Origin of the sequence: Nostoc sp. (assembly GCF_036917315.1) — a bacterium.
GTDB lineage: Bacteria > Cyanobacteriota > Cyanobacteriia > Cyanobacteriales > Nostocaceae > Nostoc.
The window spans coordinates 205,532-223,221 of the sequence record NZ_JBALDR010000051.1 but is presented as its reverse complement, the minus strand read 5'-3'; the positions used below and the strand labels follow the sequence as shown (position 1 = coordinate 223,221).

Genomic DNA, 17,690 nt, shown 5'->3' with positions numbered 1-17,690 from the left:
ATTACTTAGTATATCTACTGAGGCTTTAATAAAAATCAGACAATAAGCTATATAGTACATTCTTGTCTTTGCTAGAAAAGAATATTACTTTTACAAACTATTTTGCAATCTCAAGGGAAATATGACGCAGAAAATCCTGAATTTTGTAGAAGTTCAAAAAGATGATACAAATGGTGTCGATGGACTTGCTGGTGCTAAATCCCTCACCATCAGCTCCGATGGAAAATTCCTCTATGCTACTGGATATGATGACTCGGCTGTAGCGGTATTTGAGCGGGATACAACCACAGGCGCACTGAGTTTTGTAGAAGTTCAAAAAGATGATACAAATGGTGTCGATGGGCTTGCTGGTGCTGAATCTCTCACCGTCAGCCCCGATGGAAAATTCCTGTATGCATCTGGATATAGTGACTCGGCTGTAGCGGTATTTGAGCGGGATACAACCACAGGCGCACTGAGTTTTGTAGAAGTTCAAAAAGATGATACAAATGGTGTCGATGGACTTGCTGGTGCTAAATCCCTCATCGTCAGCCCCGATGGAAAATTCCTCTATGCTGCTGGATATAGTGACTCAGCTGTAGCCGTATTTAAGCGGGATACAACCACAGGCGCACTGAGTTTTGTAGAAGTTCAACAAGATGATACAAATGGTGTCGATGGGCTTGGTGGTGCTGAATCCCTCACCGTCAGCCCCGATGGCAAATTCCTCTATGCTACTGGATATGATGACTCGGCTGTGGCTGTGTTTAAGCGGGATACAACCACAGGCGCACTGAGTTTTGTAGAAGTTCAAAAAGATGATACAAATGGTGTCGATGGACTTGCTGGTGCTAAATCCCTCACAGTTAGCCCCGATGGAAAATTCCTGTATGCTGCTGGATATGATGACTCGGCTGTAGCTGTGTTTGAGCGGGATACAACCACAGGCAAACTAAGTTTTGTGGAAGTTCAAAAAGATGGTATCAGTAGTGTCGATGGGCTTGGTGGTGTCTCTTCCATTACTGTCAGCCCCGATGGAAAATACCTCTATGCTGCTGGATATGATGACTCGGCTGTGGCGGTGTTTGAGCGGGATACAACCACAGGCAAACTAAGTTTTGTAGAAGTTCAAAAAGATGATGCAGATGGTGTCGATGGACTTGGTGGTGCGGTTTCTGTAACTCTCAGTTCTGATGGCAAATACCTCTATACTGCTGGATCTGATGACTCGGGGGTGGCGTTGTTTAGTGCGCCTTTCAATCATACGCCAGAGGTGGCAAATGAAATTCTCGACCAAGAAACCACCGAAGATAGTGTCTTCAAATTCACCCTTCCAGTTGACACCTTCAGCGATGTAGATGTTGAAGATACCCTGACTTACACTGCAACTCTAGAAAACGATGACCTACTGCCTACTTGGTTGAAGTTCGATCCTGCTACTCTTACCTTCAATGGGGCTCCCACACATAAGGATGTAGGTAATCTAAACATCAAAGTCACTGCTAAAGATATTGCTGGAGAGGAAGCTAGTGATATATTTACGCTTGGGGTTGCCGATAAAAAGACTCCTACTACTTTATTCACATTAATTTCAGGTGATATCTTTAGTGTCAAGACTAAGCTGAAGACTAAAGGCAATAAAGCAAAAATCTCCATCAAAATTAAAAGCAGCACTTTTAAAGAGGTGAATGAGCTGTGTGTATTTAATGTTGATGATGATGAAGGTAAGATTGATGGCATAGCCCCTGGGGCAGAAGGCTATACACAAGCTGCTCTTTTACGCTCCAAGGTGATTTTCTTTTCCCTTGCTAATATGCCCAAGGGTTTCAAGCATGACGATGTGAATAACGTCTTAGAATTTGACTCTGATACCAAACTCCGATTCTATAGCGTATCCAACAGTACTACTCAGGCTGTACTGTCTGGAAAAGCATCTTTTTCAAGTGTCGTTTTTTCCTCAGCCACAAATACCAATACAGGAGAAGAAGGCTTTTCTCTCAACTTCCAAAATTTTGCTGTAACGGTTCAGGCAACAAATCAAGAAATATCTTTGGGTACAAGTTTGCAAGGCAAAAAAGAAGGCGAACTGATTGATTTACGGGGTGTAGGACAATCGGTAAAAGCTGACTTCAAGGTTTATAGAGAAGCTGCATTGAACAACTTTGTCGGTTTTTATCAGGTAGCTGATGAAAATGGTGGCATTGACACCAATAGCGATGGTAAAGCAGATATTCTTGTTGGACAAGCAGGTTATGCCGAAGCCGCTGTGCGTGGGCGTGTTACAGGCGTTGACTTGACGGTGAGCAATCAAGGTTCGGCAACATCTACCAGCACTTTCGGAACTGATTCGTTATTTGCACCCTTTATTATTATCAATGGTAAAGCGGAGAAGTTTCTCGATAATAATGCCAATAACGATCCAAAGATTTACTTCTCATTTTTGGGTGCTAACTCAGATAAGGTAGATCACATTCGACTGTTGGGAAATAACACCTTTGGTTTTGAAGATTTAGCCAATGGTGGTGATAAAGATTACAACGATATGATTGTACAGATCAATTTGAGTGTCAATATTGCCTAGATCGAAGGCGAGTAATTACTTAGAAAAATAATACAACCTCACCCCGTAACCGGGATGAGGTTGTTTTCTGCATAGCGATTACATGGACTCATATATGTATAAATGCGATCGCCAAGAAAGTCTTTGCATCGGCCTAAAGCTATGTGTAGGCGTGTTACAGGCATTTTTTGACGGTGAATAAGGACAGCAAATTATACCGCGACTTTCAAAGCTGCTTCGCTGCTTGCACTATTTATTATTGTTGATGGCAAATATGGGCAAATATGATGCTATTTGCGATGGCAATGGTAATATTGATCCGCAGGTTTAGGCAGTAAATTTACTGGAGTTAACTATTAGCCTTTTATATAAGTTTAATAATTGACTCCTTTACGATACTAAAAAAATCCTGTTTCTACGTGATTTACAGGATATGACACGTAATGGCTGTCACGAAAAAACTATTAATTAATAAGAGTAATTATGTCAGACACTATCCCGATAGCGATCGCAAAAGAGCCAACTCAAGACTTGTATGAGCAAATACCTGCTACTCACTTAGTTTTCATCGACTCACAGGTTGAGAACTACCAAAGTCTGATAGCAGGTGTATTGCCTAACACCTCTGTTGTAGTCTTAGACCCTGACCAGAATGGCATTGAACAAATTAGCCAAGTCCTGGCAACTCATCGGGAAATCAACAGCCTACACATTGTTTCTCACGGCGCACCAGGGCAAGTTTATCTGGGGAACAGTCAACTCAGCTACGAAACCCTCAACCATTATGCTTGGCAACTCATGGACTGGGCAAATGTTTTGAGTGCAGATGCACAACTGCTGTTGTATGGTTGCGAAGTCGGGCAAACAGAGCAAGGTAAAGCATTTGTACAGCGTCTGAGTGAATTGACAGGTGCAGTAGTAGCGGCGTCTGATGATTTAACAGGGAGTACTGCATTAGGTGGTGACTGGGAACTGGAAGTTTCTACGGGGGCAATTGTTCCTACTCTGGCGTTTCAGCCAAAAGTAATGGCAGCCTACGCTTCAGTACTAACTGCTCCACTCTTGTCCAAGGCGATCGCAGACCAAAGAGCCACCCCAGGTATTCTCTTCAGCTTCACTGTACCAGATGACATTTTCACCGATCCAGATGTCGGAGATAGCCTTACCTACACTGCAACTCTGGACGACGATACGCCTTTGCCGAATCAATTGAAGTTCAATGCTGCTACCAAGACTTTCAGTGGCACTCCTGAGAATCAGGACGTAGGTAGTCTAAACATCAAAGTTACTGCTCAAGATGGTACTGGAGAAACAGCCAGTGATGTGTTTAAACTTACTGTTGATACTCCTCCAGTCTTGTCCAAGGCGATCGCAGACCAACAAGCCACCCAAGGTATTCTCTTCAGTTTCATTGTACCAGATGGCACTTTCACCGATCCAGATATCGGAGACATTCTCACCTACACTGCAACCTTAGAAAACAACGATCCTCTACCAAATGGGTTGAAGTTCGATCCTACTACCCGTACCTTCAGTGGCACTCCTCAGAATCAGGACGTAGGTAGTATAAACATCAAAGTTACCGCTCAAGATGTTGCTGGAGAGCAAGCCAGTGATGTATTTAAAATCACGATTAATAATGTCAACGATCCTCCAGTCTTGGTAAAAGAAATTGCAGATCAGCAAGTTACTGAAGACACACTTTTCAATTTCACCATCCCAACTGACACCTTTAGCGATGTGGATGTTGGAGACATCCTCACCTACACTGCAACCCTGGAAAATGATGACCTACTACCTACTTGGTTGAACTTCAATCCTACTACCCTTACCTTCAGTGGTACTCCTGAGAATGAGGACGTAGGTAGCTTGAACATCAAAGTCATAGCTAAGGATGTTGCTGGAGAGCAAGCCACTGATGTGTTTAAACTTGCGGTTGCTGACAATACTGCTGTAGTGACACAAATTACAGGCGATATTTTTAGTGTCAAGACTAAGCTGAACATTAAAGGTGATAAAGGAAAACTCTCAATCAAGATTAGAAACAACACCTCTAAAGAGGTGAACGAACTAAATGTATTTACTGTTGACGATGAACAAGGTAGGATTAACGGCATAGCCCCTGGTGCAGAAGGCTATACGCAAGCGGCTCTTTTGCGTTCAAAGGTGGTTTTCTCCGCTCTTGCCAATCTGCCTAATGGTTTTAATCTTGCCGACCTGAAAAACATATTAGAATTCGACTCTGATACAAAACTCAGATTTTATCTGGTATCCAACAGTACTACTCAGTCTGTACTGTCTGGAAAAACCCCCTTCTCAAGTGTGCTTTTTTCCTCAGCTACAAATAACGACATAGAAGGTCAAGGGTTTTCTCTTAATTTTCAGAATTTGGTAGTGAATATTCAGCCAACCAATCAAGAAGTATCTTTAGGTACTGGTCTGCAAGGCAAATATCAAGGCGAACTGATTGATTTACGGAGTGTGACACAATCGGTAACAGCTGAGTTTGCAGTCAACAGAGAGGCAGCTTACAATAACTTTGTCGGCTTCTATCAGGTAGCTGATGAAAATGGTGGTATTGACACCAACAGTGATGGTACAGCAGATATTCTCGTTGGTCAGGCTGGTTACGCCGAAGCTGCTGTGCGCGGGCGTGTTGCAGGCATTGACTTGGCAGTGGGCAACCAAGGCACTGCAAATTACACTGGCACTTTCGAGCCGAATTCTTTGTTTGCACCATTTATTATTGTGGATGGCAGACCCGATGCAATTCTCAATGGTAATGCTAATAAAAATGTTTACTTCACATTCTTGGGTGCTAATTCAGATAAGGTAGATCACATTCGATTATTGGGAAATAACACCTTTGGTTTTGAAGATTTAGCCAATGGTGGTGATAAAGATTACAACGATGTGATTGTGCAGGTCAATTTGAGTGTTAATCTTGCTTAGTATCAAAGACGAGTAATTACTTAGCAAAATCGAACAACCTCATCCTAGTTGCGGGGTGAGGTTGTTTTGTGCATAGCGATGAGATGGACTAGCTATTAATTAAATTAGTAAATTTACTGAAGGCACTTGTTGTCTTTTCTTCATAAATTTAATAGTTGATTCCTCTAGAGTGACAAAGAGTCTTCCTCTTTACTTTTCCAGTTAATTTTTATTAAATTAAGCTAGCAAAAAAGTGATGGAGAACTATTTCATAATTAGGGTATAGGTGGTTTTCAACGAGGAAAGCTCCTGTTTTTCGCCATTAGTGATATTATTGTCAATCCTTGTATTCAAGAATTTGTCAAAAATAATTCATAAATTTAAAGTTTTTTTTATTACATAATTCTTAACTAGGGTATTTACTTAGGAATGCATCTGTGATATTTTCATGTTGACTATCATAAACTAAAATATACAACGCTAAATTTAACAACCACCTTTATGTGTTTTGGTTTGATGATAAGTATCCATCTTGCATAGTTGCAATACTAAGATGTTAATTTTAATTTTGTATAAATTATGTAGCATTAACCAAGTGATAACTTGTCCTCGATCTATTTACAGTATGCTTTATTTTGAAAAGCCCATAACAATCTTAACGGTGTGATATAAATACAGGTCTGCAATTAGACGAACTTGTCCTCTGTGCTTTTACATATTTAAATACCTGAATTCCGCAGAAGTATTGTCACTGATGGCATAAAACCAAAGACTGCCACTGTTAGTAAAAGAGATAGCCCTTAATATTTTCGACTTAATTCCTCACTTTTACTTGTTTTATATGACTTATATTAAGAACACTTTTCCCGAATTTCTCACCGCCCTAGAGGGGTTTGAGCAGTTGCCAGATGGTGCGATCGCTAATCTATCAGAACAACTGCAAGCCTGGCGCTATCGCATAGGCCAGAAAATCATCGGTAAAGAAAGTCTCCCGGAACACATCACCATAATTTATGAGGGACAAGTGCGCCTGTTGGGATACGACCCCCAGACGCAAATGCCAATCACCCTAAAATTACTGCAACCAGGGGAAATTATTGGCGAAATTGGTTTGTTGCGCGATATCGCCTGTGAAACAGCGATCGCTTCTACCGAAGTAGTATGTTTAACCTTGAGTGCAACAGCATATTTTAGCTTTTTGGCTTCATACCCAGCTTTTGCCGAAGCTCGGAAGAACCGCAGTTCTTTGGTAGAAGTTTTCGATATTCTCGGTTCTTATTGGCAAAAGCAAGCGATCGCTACCTTAAATCTCAGAGAACTGGCAGAAAAAGCCTTACCCCAGGCAAAAATACATTATCTCCCTTCCGGAAAAACTTCATTCAACCAACTGGATAGCAAAAGCGTTTGGTTTGTGAGTGGCGGTGGTACAGTCACGGATTTCTCACCTGGCGATCGCCTAGAATCAGACGATGACAGAGACAAAATTCAGGTTATCGGTCAAAACCCCGCACGGTTGCTTGGTATACATCCGTCAGATTTGATCTTAGAAGATAGTCATGAGATAGAACTTCCGGTAACTGAAACCAGAGTAGATAGAGATAGCGCTGACGAGCTAGATATTATTCCCTACGCATCAGACGAAATAGTTCCACAGACAGCCCCCCAAAATTCAAAGAACTCATCAAAACAGAAATACCCATTTTTTGGCGGTAAAGGAGAACTAAATTCAGCCTTCGCCTGCTTCCAAATGATCGCGAAGCACCTAGAAATGCCGTTTCGTCGAGAGGTGGTTCGCCGCATCTTAACTGAGCAAGTCAAACGTCAGGGGGCTATATCGTTTCAAGTTACTGCTTACTTGGCAGAGTTAATCGGACTGAAGGCGCAGTTGATAGAGTTACCAGTCGCTTCAGTCACGCGCATTCCGACACCTGCGCTAATTCGCTACGGTGATAATTTTGCCGTTTTATATGAAGTAGATGCCAATACCGCGGTTGTGGGTGTTCCATCCAAAGGAATAGTGCGCTGCAAACCCGCTCAATTGGTTGAACAATTAGATGTCGATCCAACTGACTTTCCGCCCAAAGTTAGGGTATTACTGCTGACTGCTACCAACCAAACACCCCAAGAACGCTTTAGTTTACGGTGGTTTCTGCCTTATTTGTCAAAGCACCGTCGAGTCTTGATAGAGGTCTTTGTCGCTTCCTTTTTCGTGCAGTTGGCAGCCTTGGCAAATCCCCTAGTCGTTCAGTTAATTATCGACAAAGTTATCACTCAAAATAGTATTGGCACACTACATATTTTGGGGGTTTTGCTATTAGTAGTCGGGCTATTTGAAGCAGTGCTGACTACCTTACGAACCTACCTATTTGTCGATACCACTAACCGGATCGATATGGGTTTAGGGTCGGAAATCATCGACCACTTACTACGTCTACCACTGCGCTATTTTGAACGCCGACCGGTGGGTGAACTTTCCACTCGCATCAACGAACTAGAAAATATCCGCCAATTCCTCACGGGTACTGCCTTAACAGTCGGGTTAGATGCTCTATTCTCGGTAGTTTATATCGGTGTGATGCTGATTTATAGTTGGCAACTCACCTTAGTCGGCTTAAGCACAATTCCTGTGTTTGTCGTAATCACCTTAATTGCTTCTCCTACCATTAGCAGACAGTTACGTGCCAAAGCCGAACGCAACGCCGAAACTCAATCTTATTTAGTGGAGGTGATGTCAGGCATTCAAACAGTAAAAGCGCAAAATATCGAATTGCGATCGCGCTTTTCCTGGCAAGAGCGTTACGCTCGATTTGTCGCGGCTGGTTTTAAAACAGTTGTGACTTCTACCCTCGCCAATTCTACTAGCAACTTTCTCAACAAACTTAGCAGCTTACTAGTTTTGTGGGTAGGAGCTTATTTAGTACTGCAACAACAATTAACTTTAGGCGAATTAATTGCTTTTAGGATTATATCGGGTTACGTGACCAGCCCAATATTACGTTTGGCTCAACTCTGGCAAAGCTTCCAAGAAACAGCCTTGTCTCTAGAGCGTTTAAGCGATATTGTCGATACCCCACAAGAAGGAGAAACAGACCGCTACAATATACCTCTACCTACCATTAAGGGAGCAGTGAAATATGAAAATGTTTCCTTCCGGTTTGGCACGAGTGGCCCTCTGCAACTTTCTAATGTCAACCTCGAATTTGAGCCAGGGAAATTTGTCGGCATTGTCGGACAAAGTGGATCTGGTAAAAGTACGATGATGAAATTACTGCTGAGACTTTACGAAACTGAGTCCGGCAGAATTTTGATTGATGGTTATGATATTGCCAAAGTAGAACTTTATTCCCTGCGACGACAAATTGGCGTAGTTCCCCAAGAAACATTATTGTTTGACGGCAGCGTTCAGGAAAATATTGCCCTAACCAATCCCGATGCCACAACCGAAGAAATTATCGAAGCGGCTCAGGTTGCCTGCGCCCACGAGTTTATCATGAACTTACCAAACGGTTACAACACGCGGGTGGGAGAACGGGGTTCTGCACTTTCAGGTGGACAACGACAAAGAATTGCGATCGCTCGTTCTGTTTTACAACGACCAAAATTATTAGTTTTAGACGAAGCAACTAGCGCATTAGACTATCCCACAGAACGGCAAATATGTCTCAATTTAGCCAAAGCATTCAAGGGCGATACAGTATTTTTTATTACCCACCGACTGAATACCGTCAGTAATGCAGATATGATTGTTGTGATGGATAATAGCAGGGTTATAGAACAAGGTAGCCATCAAGAATTAATGGCTACTAAAGGTCATTATTATTACCTGTATCAGCAACAAGATGTAAACTTGTAATTAGTCATTCTTGAGGGCAAAGGTTTTTGGCATCGGGAAACATTGCCCAATCCACAAAAAAGTCAAAATCCAAAATCCAAAATCGTTATGACTCAACTTAATGGGAATCACCTCAACGGCAATCACAAAAACGGCAATCACAAAAATGGAGTGAAGCACGATTCACAAGTACTGACAAAACAACAAAAAGCTGCTCAAGAGTCTTTAACTAACTTAAACAATCTGGAATTTGAGCAATCTATTGTCTTGCGCCAATCTCCAATTTGGTCGCGTACAATCATGATTACACTAGTGGGGCTAGCCTGCTTTGGAATTGCTTGGGCTTATTTTGCAAAAATTGAGCAAGTAGTGCCAGCAACCGGGCAATTAAAACCCCAAGGAACAGTCAAAGAAGTTCAGGCTCCTGTGAGTGGAGTAGTGAAAACAGTTAATGTAAAAGATGGACAAGAAGTGAAGCCAGGTGATTTACTGCTAACTTTTGATTCTATAGCCTCTGTTGCCGAATTAAATTCTTTGAATAAAATTCGCCTTGCATTAATGAAAGAAAACCAGATTTATCGCCGATTGATGAATGCAAGTACTGCCAATGGATCTGAAGCGTTATATTTGCGCGGTAACTTGCCACAAGAAACTGCTTTTCTGTTGAAAAGTCGGGCAGCATTAGTAGCAGAAAATGAATTATTCCGCACTCAATTAAAAAATTCTGGTCAAGATTCTGGAGTAGGAATTGATGAACAACAACTTCTCCGAGTTGCCAAACGGGAATTAGACTCTCGGTCTTCCGCAGCACGATTAGAAGTAGAAAAGACCAAAAAACAACTGATTCAAAATCAAATTAAGCTGGAAGATAGTAAATCAAGTTTAGCTATTCAAGAGGGGATTTTAAATAAGCTGAAGATATTAGCAGAAGAAGGTGGTATTTCTCAACTTCAGTATCTCAATCAGCAACAAGAAGTACAAAATCGCACCGCAGAAGTAGCGCAACTAGGTGAAGAACTGCAACGCCTCCAGTTTGATATAGAAAAAGGACAACAAGAGTTAAGCAATACGGTAGCTGTTTCTGATAAAAACATTTTGGATAAGATAGCCCAGAACAAACAGCAGATTGCCACAATCGATAGCCAATTCATGAAAGTTGTGCTGGAGAATGAGCAGCGTTTGGCAGATGTCAATAGTAAAATATCTCAATCACAGTTAAACGTTAAATATCAAGAACTTCGCGCACCTGTAGCTGGAACAGTTTTCGATTTGCAAGCAAAAAATCCTGGATTTGTTGCAACTCCAACGACAAAACTGTTGCAAATTGTCCCCAAAGAAAACTATATCGCTGAAGTTTTCATCACTAACAAAGATATTGGGTTTGTGCGAAAAGGGATGAAAGTAGATGTCAGAATTGACTCCTTTCCTTACAGCGAATTTGGCGATATCAAGGGAGAAGTGACTGGGATCGGGTCAGACGCATTACCGCCAGACCAAACCCATCAGTTTTACAGATTTCCGGCAAAAGTCTCATTAGATAAACAATCCCTAGTGATTAAGGGCAAAAAAGTTAACTTGCAATCAGGTATGTCCATCAGTGCCAATATAAAAGTGCGCGAAGAACGGACTGTGCTTAGTTTATTCACTGAGTTGTTTACCAAGCAAGTTGATGCTCTTAAAGAGGTACGATGAAGAGGGTTGAGTTAAAAGACCGCAGTGGCTCCACAAGGAGGCTTGCTGCTTCACTAAGTACATCAGTACTGAGTACTTTTTCCTCTCTCAGCACTCAACACTCTTGATGATGGTTAATTTTCAACGCATCGAACCTGCCCCCGGACAAGAATCAGTTTGGGATTATCCCCGTCCTCCTCTTTTGGAGGACACAACCAAACATATCCAAATAATTTTTAACGGAGTAGTAATTGTAGATACTCACAGCCCCAAACGTGTTTTAGAAACTAGTCATCCTCCTTCTTACTACATTCCCCCAGAGGATATCAAAATGGAACATCTACAGATGACTCCGCAATCTAGCTTTTGTGAGTGGAAGGGAAGTGCTAGTTACTACACAATCAGAGTTGGTGATAAAGAAGTCCATAATGCTGCCTGGTTCTACCCCAAACCCACACCAGTCTTTGAATCCATCAAGGACTATGTAGCTTTTTATGCTCATTTAATGGATAAATGCTACGTTAATGGCGAAGAGGTGCAACCACAACCAGGTAACTTCTACGGTGGTTGGATAACCAATGATATTGTTGGGCCATTTAAAGGCGCTCCTGGTACTTGGGGATGGTAAATCGATTTGGGATTTTAGACTTTCCTGCGGAACGCTACGCGTAGCTTGCTTCCCCGGAGGGGTACGGCTACGCTCAGTCGAACGATTTTAGATTTTGGACTTGTCGTGAGCGTTGAGTCTGACGATTTTTAATTTTGGATAATAAAATCTATCAATGTAGGTTGCGTTGAACGGCAGTGAAACCCAACATAAACAAGGATTAAATGTTGGGTTGCCCTTCCCTTCGGGACGCTACGCGAACGGGAAGCAAGCTACGTTCCTCAACCCAACTTACTACTAATAAACTGAGTTTTTAGGATTACTGAATTGATGTTCTAGCTACCTAGCAGCTTTCGTTTCAAACATCAAATACGTCCCTCCTAGTCCTTCTACAATTGTGCGTGTATTGGCAATCATCATTTTCTGATAAGTGTCCGCGTCGCTTTCTGGTTCACCAAGTCCTTCAGTATATAGCTTTCTGTCAGAAATGTTCACTTCAGCTTCTGTGGCTACAGATTGAATCAAATTAGGATTGATTTCCACCTCAGTAAAAATCGTTGATACTTTAGCCCGTTTAATGTTGGTAGCCAAATTGCTGACTCGTTCTGCCGTCAGTTTTTCGTTAGTATTAATACTTTGCAATCCTCCTGCCAATGAAATACGGTATGCTTTGGCGTAATAACTCAGTGCATCAGAGGTTGTAACCAACTTACGTTCTTTGGTAGGAATACTGGCAATTCTTGACTTAATCCAGCTATCTAGTTGAGTGAGTTCATTGGTAATTTTTTTAGTATTACTGCTATAAGCCTCTGCATCACTAGATTGTAATTTTCTCAAATTACTATTAATTACCTCCACCATTCTGATAGCATTTTTGGTATTGTGCCAAACATGAGGATCGGTTATATTTTTACCACCTGCCTGAAATTTTTGTGGCTTAGGTACTGCCAGTTGAGCGACGGCTATTTTTCGTGTAGGGTTTTTAGTAGCTTTAATTAACTCGATCAGATTTGGTTCAAAATTGTAGCCGTTATAAAGAATAAGATTAGCTTGCTCAATGGCTTTACGATCTTCCGGTTTTGGTTTATAAAATTGGGGGTCGGCGGTAGGAGAAATTAAGCAGGTGAGGTTAACTGTATTTCCAGCAACCTGCCTGGTTAAGTCACACAGTACGCTTGTAGTCGCTACAACTTGGGGAAGATTCTCATTTCCCTGGGTGTTAGTCTGAGTGAATGTAGTTCTTACAGCTTGATTTCCACACCCAACAAATCCAATTGTCAAGGCAGCAAGAATAGCTGGGAAGAAATTATTCAATGGTGATTTTTTGGACATCCTCAACTCCTACTGGATGTATAAAAAAAGATAATCATTATTGGTAAAGTATTAGTAAAATACAGGAGAAAGTCTTCAGCAGGGAAGAGGTTAATGGCTGAGGGGCAAGCCTTCGGCAAAGAAAGGGGTAAAGGTTAAGGGAAGAGGAATTAAGAGACTTTCTCCTCTATCACTTATCTGTTTCCCAAGTCCACACCCAGCAATTTTTGGTTAGTGAACCACTAGTGAGGTTTTTACAGGCAAAATATTAGTTAACTGCACACGACAAAGTGGAAAACTAGTATGAGGTAGAAGCACAATAATAAAGGCAATGCTGGGGAGTCTCCAAGCAGTGTAGTGTAGTTCTCTCACCATCTGTTGAAGGGTCTATACCATTGTGCTTACATCCCACAAAGCTCTCAAATTGGCTAGGATTATCTGGTTAAGGAGTGGGAGGTAGTAATGATGGGGCTTATGGAGCATACGGGTTGATTTCGCAAACCAAGTCGTGAATCTAAGGCAATTGTAGCTGTGGTTTTGCGAGGTGTGGACATATCATTGTTACAAAATTGGCAAATTGGCGATTTTTTAGCCATCAGCCTTTGTTACACTAATTTTCACCTAGTAAAGTCTTTCAATATCGCTTAGAGCATTATCTAACTACTTTTTATTGCCAGAATACAGATGAGATGTACTTTGTGCCACAAATTTTATCCTTTAATTTCTTCATCATTAAATAAGAGCCAAATCAAGTATATAGAACAATTCCTCAAAGCTAATATTGGTCAAGATAAACAATGGTAATTTTAGTTGTCATAATTAACACGCTGATTTCACTGGTACTACTCTATGTGGCTTGGCGAGTATGGCAACTTAAGCAGCAGCTAGCATATATAGCAGATAGGTTAACCGCCTATGAAAATTGTACCAATGCAGCACTGAATAAAGCACCCGAAAATATTTATCTCAGCCAACAGAATATTTATAACTTACGGCAGAGAAATCAAGCGCTACAAATACAAATTCAACAAGTGCGGCAAATTATCAGTCTACTTTTGCTAGGGCGGCAAATCTGGCAACGTTATTTTCCGAAGCTAGAGTTAGTATCTGGGAAAAGAAAAGTCGCAAAATAAGTTATGTCAATTATTAGTGGGATAGGTTCCTGTATAACGACGCTCAAATTCGTGGCGAGTTAAGCGATCGCCATATAATAATTAGAATAAAATATCAATAAGCTACGAATTTACGCGCAGGTCAACACATTCTGCACGTAGAAGTTGGAATCAACCCCCAACAATTTTTTTGCAGACATGAAGTTCGTGGCTTAGATTTTCTACCCAAATCACTCCAGTTGTATCTAGAAACTGACAATATATCTTTTCTCAACTACTTTCGTATCGGGCAAACTACACCCGAAATGCAAATTATTTTGCATCAAATAGTTAATTGTCCTTTCCACGGTTTGATTAAAGATATTTACTTGCAAGCAAAATGCTTAGAGTTAATGGCGCTGAAGTTAGAACCCGACACAGCAGGAGAACGGGAACTGATGCGATCGCGTCCTCAATTTTTTTGTACCTCTGCTACTTTTGGTGGCTTACCTACCCGCATACTCTACGTCTTCGTAGGACTTGCACCATTGATTTTGTTCATTACTGGCTTTGTGATGTGGAAGCATCGCTATAGAACAAAAGAAAAGAACAAAATCTCCTACAGGATTTATTAAACGCTCCGTTTTAAAATAATTACAACAAAAAAGCGCCCTCCATTTCTGGAGGGCGCTTTTTATTTAGCTAAATCTTAAATCTTTAGAATTAACCGTTGATAGCAGGAGCAGTCATTGCTACAGGTCTAACTTCACCAGCAGCTAAGTCTAGGGGGAAGTTGTGAGCGTTACGCTCGTGCATTACTTCCATACCCAAGTTAGCGCGGTTGATTACGTCTGCCCAGGTGCTGATGACGCGACCTTGGGAGTCAATAACTGATTGGTTGAAGTTGAAACCGTTCAGGTTGAATGCCATCGTGCTTATACCCAAAGCGGTGAACCAGATACCGACGACAGGCCAAGCTGCGAGGAAGAAGTGCAGTGAACGGCTGTTGTTGAAGGAAGCATATTGGAAGATCAAACGACCGAAGTAGCCGTGGGCTGCAACGATGTTGTAGGTTTCTTCTTCTTGACCGAATTTGTAACCGTAGTTAAGGGATTCGGTTTCGGTGGTTTCACGCACCAAGGAAGAAGTTACTAGAGAACCGTGCATTGCTGAGAACAAGGAACCGCCGAATACACCAGCCACACCTAACATGTGGAAGGGGTGCATCAAGATGTTATGTTCTGCTTGGAACACAATCATGAAGTTGAAGGTTCCAGAGATACCCAAAGGCATACCATCAGAGAATGAACCTTGACCGATTGGGTAGATCAAGAATACTGCGGTAGCGGAAGCCAAAGGTGCACTGTAAGCTACGCAGATCCAAGGACGCATACCTAAGCGGTAAGAAAGTTCCCACTGACGACCAAGGTAGGCAGCGCAACCGATCAAGAAGTGGAAAACTACCAACTGGTAAGGACCGCCGTTGTACAACCACTCATCTAAGGAAGCAGCTTCCCAGATTGGGTAAAAGTGCAAGCCGATGGCGTTTGAAGAAGGAACAACTGCACCGGAGATGATGTTGTTTCCGTAGATCAAAGAACCTGCAACTGGTTCGCGGATACCGTCGATGTCCACGGGAGGAGCAGCGATGAAAGCAATCACGAAACAAGTTGTAGCAGCTAGTAGGGTTGGGATCATGAGAACACCAAACCAACCAATGTAAATACGGTTGTCGGTGCTTGTGATCCACTCGCAAAAGCGATCCCATACGTTAGCGTCAGAGCGCCGTTGTAAGGTTGTGGTCATGGTTTTATAAGTGCAATGGGTTGTTAAATATGGAACAAGCGGAGTTTATTTTCGCCTGTTGAAATATAGTCTACATGAATTTACTTGGACGCGATCTGTGACTTAATATTCTGTAACAAAATTGTTTAACAAGTTCATCGAACTGTAAAGTTTTCCTACTATAAAGAATAGCTATACAAAGTAATAATTTGAGGCTTCTTAAGCCACTTTAACAACACACTAGCTATCACTTTCAATGATGCGATCGCCTAGTTATTTACCTTTACACTTCTTTACAATTAACCGATGAAAAACATTTTAAGTCTTGTTGATTTGTAACGAAATAATAAGCTCTATATTGTCTGATGTTTCAGCTCTATATTGTCTGATGTTTCAGTTAAAAATCAAAGTAGATGTAGGGCAAACTGCCTTCAGGAGCTAATAACCAAACAGCGTAAAAACATAGGGGGACGAAGACAAGCTTAAGGGGCCAGTTAAACTCTAACTTCAGCATTCGATTGAATGCATAGACTACAGCCATAAGGGCAGCTAAACCTAGAAGTACCCAAGCGAGTTGGGATTGGCTCATATTTAAGGCTTCAACATAGACCTTTTCAGCAAACTGGGCATCAGCCGGATAACCCCAAAGATGCCGAATTACCAAAGAAGAGTCTTGAAGATTAGGTAGACGGAACCAAATCCAAGAAGTAAAAACCATCAGTTGAGTTAAGAACCAAGCGACAAAGATACCCAGAGGATTTTGCCAGAATTGTTCTAGATTTTCAAAGCGATCGCTTATAGAATCTGTAAGTCGATGAACCACTAAAGCTAATCCGTGGAGTATACCCCAAACGACATAACCCAAAGCGGCACCGTGCCAGATACCAGCGATTAGCATCACAAGAAATAAATTCCAGCAGGTACGGACTAAACCTCGACGGGAACCACCCAAAGGAAAGTAGACATAGTTACGTAGCCAATCTCCGAGAGTCATGTGCCAGCGCCGCCAAAATTCGGAAATATTGGTGCTGAAATAAGGAAAGTCGAAATTTTCAGGTAGAACCAAGCCGAAAAGCATAGCACTACCACGGGCAATGTCTACGTAACCGTTGAAATCTAGATATAACTGCAAGCCGTATGCGAATGTAGCTAACCACAAATCGGTACTACCGGCCCGTTGCAAATTACCGAAACATAAATCTACAAAAATTCCCAAGTGGTCTGCAAAAATACCTTTTTTGACTGCGCCTCTAGCAATCAACCACAGCGCTTCAGCAACTCTATTGGTGCTAGGTAATTCTAGTGTATTAAATTGATTTGCTAAGTTGTGATAGCGCGTAATTGGCCCTGAAATCAGTTTTGCAAAGAATAATTTGTATGTAGCAAATTTAAGAAAATTATCAGTAGCAGGGGCACCGCGATAAACATCTATTAAATAAGCAATACATTCAAAGGTGAAAAATGAAATTCCCAAGGGTGCAATTAATTTAAAAGAGCTATCTGGTGAGTTTGTTTGGACATGAAAAACAAACTTGAATAAAGGGGTAAAATACTTAAAAGCTAATAGCAGTAAAACATTTAAAATTATACCCACCCACAAAACCTTTAGACGGCGACGATTCCAATCAACTTGAGCAAATTGCCACTCTTCATTAGAAATTTGCCAGTCAAGAGAATGTTTTCCTGGTGATGTGTTGTTACCAATTTCCAGCCCTATACGGAAATTGATAAATGTCAATGCTAATAGTAATGGTATGTATTGGATGTGCAAAGATGAATAAAAAACTAGACTGGCAATTAGCAGCGTCCACAATCGCAATTTATGTTGTGCTAAAGACCAGTAAATTCCTAACACACTCAATAAGAACAGCCCATAGAAAATTGATATAAAGTTCATTTTTTAGTCATTAGTCATTAGTCATT

At 41.4% G+C, this 17,690-nt stretch carries 10 protein-coding genes; 7 read left to right on the top strand and 3 right to left on the bottom strand.

Features of this window, described 5'->3' with window-relative positions; genetic code table 11:
• Nucleotides 1-121: 121 nt before the first annotated feature.
• From V7K84_RS25135 to V7K84_RS25115, 5 genes are all read left to right on the top strand, one after another.
• Nucleotides 122-2,560 carry a beta-propeller fold lactonase family protein gene (locus V7K84_RS25135; protein ID WP_334842052.1) on the top strand — a complete coding sequence of 813 codons (2,439 nt, stop codon included), beginning with the start codon at nucleotides 122-124 and terminating at the stop codon, nucleotides 2,558-2,560.
• A 462-nt stretch (nucleotides 2,561-3,022) separates the two neighbouring features.
• Nucleotides 3,023-5,491 carry a putative Ig domain-containing protein gene (locus V7K84_RS25130; protein WP_334842050.1) on the top strand — a complete coding sequence of 823 codons (2,469 nt, stop codon included), beginning with the start codon at nucleotides 3,023-3,025 and terminating at the stop codon, nucleotides 5,489-5,491.
• 820 nt (nucleotides 5,492-6,311) lie between these two features.
• Nucleotides 6,312-9,323 carry a peptidase domain-containing ABC transporter gene (locus V7K84_RS25125; protein ID WP_334842048.1) on the top strand — a complete coding sequence of 1,004 codons (3,012 nt, stop codon included), beginning with the start codon at nucleotides 6,312-6,314 and terminating at the stop codon, nucleotides 9,321-9,323.
• Nucleotides 9,324-9,410: 87 nt separating this feature from the next.
• Entirely contained in the window at nucleotides 9,411-10,994 is a 1,584-nt protein-coding gene (locus V7K84_RS25120) for an HlyD family efflux transporter periplasmic adaptor subunit (protein WP_334842046.1), read from the top strand.
• Nucleotides 10,995-11,103: 109 nt separating this feature from the next.
• The gene (locus V7K84_RS25115) at nucleotides 11,104-11,601 is read left to right on the top strand and encodes a DUF427 domain-containing protein (RefSeq protein ID WP_334842140.1); all 498 of its coding nucleotides are present in this window, start codon (nucleotides 11,104-11,106) and stop codon (nucleotides 11,599-11,601) included.
• Between the two features lie 318 nt (nucleotides 11,602-11,919).
• On the opposite strand, the gene V7K84_RS25110 is transcribed toward V7K84_RS25115, so the two are convergent.
• Nucleotides 11,920-12,912, bottom strand: coding sequence for a metal ABC transporter solute-binding protein, Zn/Mn family (locus tag V7K84_RS25110; protein WP_334842044.1), 993 nt, complete (start codon nucleotides 12,910-12,912; stop codon nucleotides 11,920-11,922).
• Nucleotides 12,913-13,688: 776 nt separating this feature from the next.
• Here V7K84_RS25110 and V7K84_RS25105 point away from each other — a divergent pair.
• Nucleotides 13,689-14,024 (top strand): hypothetical protein, encoded by a 336-nt coding sequence (locus V7K84_RS25105; protein WP_334842043.1) that lies wholly within the window; start codon nucleotides 13,689-13,691, stop codon nucleotides 14,022-14,024.
• A 218-nt stretch (nucleotides 14,025-14,242) separates the two neighbouring features.
• On the top strand, nucleotides 14,243-14,617 hold the full coding sequence (locus tag V7K84_RS34335) for a PepSY domain-containing protein (RefSeq protein WP_442940990.1): 375 nt from the start codon (nucleotides 14,243-14,245) through the stop codon (nucleotides 14,615-14,617).
• Between the two features lie 88 nt (nucleotides 14,618-14,705).
• On the opposite strand, the gene psbA is transcribed toward V7K84_RS34335, so the two are convergent.
• Together psbA and V7K84_RS25090 are read right to left on the bottom strand one after the other, a co-directional pair.
• Nucleotides 14,706-15,788 (bottom strand): photosystem II q(b) protein, encoded by a 1,083-nt coding sequence (gene psbA / locus V7K84_RS25095; protein WP_334842041.1) that lies wholly within the window; start codon nucleotides 15,786-15,788, stop codon nucleotides 14,706-14,708.
• Nucleotides 15,789-16,164: 376 nt separating this feature from the next.
• On the bottom strand, nucleotides 16,165-17,664 hold the full coding sequence (locus V7K84_RS25090; RefSeq protein ID WP_334842040.1) for an MBOAT family O-acyltransferase: 1,500 nt from the start codon (nucleotides 17,662-17,664) through the stop codon (nucleotides 16,165-16,167).
• Between the last annotated feature and the right edge of the window lie 26 nt (nucleotides 17,665-17,690).